The following is a 1960-nucleotide window of genomic DNA, read 5'->3' as shown; positions in this document are numbered from 1 at the left end:
GGGCCGCCGCGCCGGACCTGGCCACGTCGTCCTTGCCCGCTTCGGCCTCCGCCGCGGCCTTCTGCGCCGCCTCCTTGGCGCGCACGGCGGCGGTCTGGGCGCGCTGCGAGGCCTCGACCGCCAGGTCGGTGCTCGCCCGCGCCAGCTTGCCCTCGCGCTCCACGACCGCGACGAGTTCGCCGATGGTGGCCTTCTCCTGGTCGCGGGCGCGGGCGATGTGCTGCCCGATCTCCAGGAACCAGGACAGGTCCGCGTCCGTGCCCTGGAAGGCGCGGTCGGCGTACTTCTTCACTTCCGGGCCCGCGCTGGACATGAGCGTCATCGTCTCGACCCGCATGTCCTCCTCGTCGGCCTTCCACCGGCCGTCGAGGATGAAGTCCGCCAGGGCCTGGTCGGTGCCGGTGTCGAGCGCGGCGGTGCCGGCCCTGCGTACCGCGCGGCCGCCGAAGTTGACCACCGTGGCGGCAGCCACCTTGAGGTCTTCGGACAGGGCCGCCTTGTAGCCGCCGCGCACGAACGTCGCGATGGCCGAGTCGCCGCCCTGCAGGGCCGTCGATCCTTCGCGCCGCAGCGCCTTGCCCGCACCGGCCAAGTAGGCGAGGGCAGCCACCCGGTTGTCCTCGGCCGTGCTCCTGGACAGCTGCGCGCTCAGGAAGGTGCTCACTTCGGAGTCCGTCCCGGCGAGTGCCCGGGCCGCCAGCGCCCGTGTCTCCCTGCCCCCGGACAGCCAGGCCATGACGGCCTTGGCACGGTCGGTGTCGGGCAGCCCGCCGGGTGTGGTGGCGCTCTCGGCTCGGGCCACCCGGGCCAGGGGTATCGGAGAGGCAGCGGCGGCGGTGGCGACGGCCAGCAACCCGAGGAGGCGGCGTCTGCTCATGAAGGTCATCGGCATGGAAAGTCCCCCAAAGTCATTACGCACAGGGCACGTTGACGGATGCGTCGGCGGATCCGTCGAGGGCGTACGGGAAGCAGGGCACGGCTTGCTGGGGAAAGCCCGTCTCGCAGCGCCAAAGTAAAGCAAGGGGAACGCCTTTTGCATCAACAGAATTACGCCAATGACGGGACATGCATTCGGCCAGGAAGTCGTTTACCCGCAGAGGATTGCGACCAAATCATGACTCGCGTAAAAAACCTCGACAATCCCACCTCTCCACCATCGGTGACCCTCCAGACTTTTGGGTCGAACACGCTGAAAGGTGGCTCCCATTAACGGTTCATGTCACCTAATGAGCCATCAGTTCCTTTTGTTTGCATGGACTTTCACGCAGGACAAAGGCTGTAATCGGGCGGGGCGGCCTCGACATTTCGAGCCCCTGTGACCACATGTTGGACGGCGACCAGCCCAGCCTTTCGGGAGCGCACATGAAGAATTCACTCCGCACTCTCGCCGCAGCGGTTGCCGCTGCGGCCGCGGTCACTCTCCTGGCGTGGACCGGGCACGAGGAATCAATTCCGGCCACGCCCATCGCGGACGAGGGGCCCGGGTACGCGGTGGAGACCCACGAATACCCGCAGGCCGACAAGATCCTGGCCGAGAAGAAGATCGTCCTGAAGAAGGGGGACGGTCACATCACCCTGGCCGACTGCGCCAGCGAGACGGGCCTCCTGGAGGTCTGGGCCCGCAGCAAGGACAAGATCTGCTTCAAAGTCACGGGCACCAGCGGCTGGTTGACGATGGAGATCCCCGCCGTCTACGGCGTCCGGGGCAGCGCAGCCCAGACCGCGCAGGTCGACATGACCGTCGGTACGGAAGAGAAGACCTACGACGTGGCGAAGGACGCCTTCACCCCGGTGGGCGAGAGCGCGGACAGCCAGGGCCGCGACCACATGCTCGTCGAGATCAGGACGTCCCGGTAACAACCGTGTCGTTGATGCGAAGTGTCAGACGTGTGCGTCTTGGGTCCGTGCTGGCGGCTGTGGTGCTCGCGGTCCCGGCCGTGTTCTGTGCCGCTCCCGCCCA

At 67.4% G+C, this 1960-nt stretch carries 2 protein-coding genes; one reads left to right on the top strand and one right to left on the bottom strand.

The window, feature by feature from the left end; genetic code table 11:
• Window positions 1-877: ALF repeat-containing protein (locus ABT160_RS46915; protein ID WP_351656541.1), on the bottom strand; the 877-nt coding region annotated here is incomplete at its 3' end.
• Between the two features lie 485 nt (window positions 878-1362).
• Here ABT160_RS46915 and ABT160_RS46910 point away from each other — a divergent pair.
• On the top strand, window positions 1363-1857 hold the full coding sequence (locus tag ABT160_RS46910; RefSeq protein WP_351656538.1) for a hypothetical protein: 495 nt from the start codon (window positions 1363-1365) through the stop codon (window positions 1855-1857).
• Window positions 1858-1960: the final 103 nt, after the last annotated feature.

The organism is Streptomyces sp. NPDC001941, from assembly GCF_040296945.1.
In the GTDB taxonomy this organism is placed as follows: Bacteria; Actinomycetota; Actinomycetes; order Streptomycetales; family Streptomycetaceae; genus Streptomyces.
Note: the sequence above shows the minus strand (reverse complement) of the source record. Positions and strands in the feature narration are given on the sequence as shown.

Coding starts and splice junctions, on each gene's coding strand:
- ABT160_RS46910 (WP_351656538.1), top strand. CDS start 1,363: ATGAAGAATTCACTCCGCACTCTCGCCGCAGCGGTTGCCGCTGCGGCC.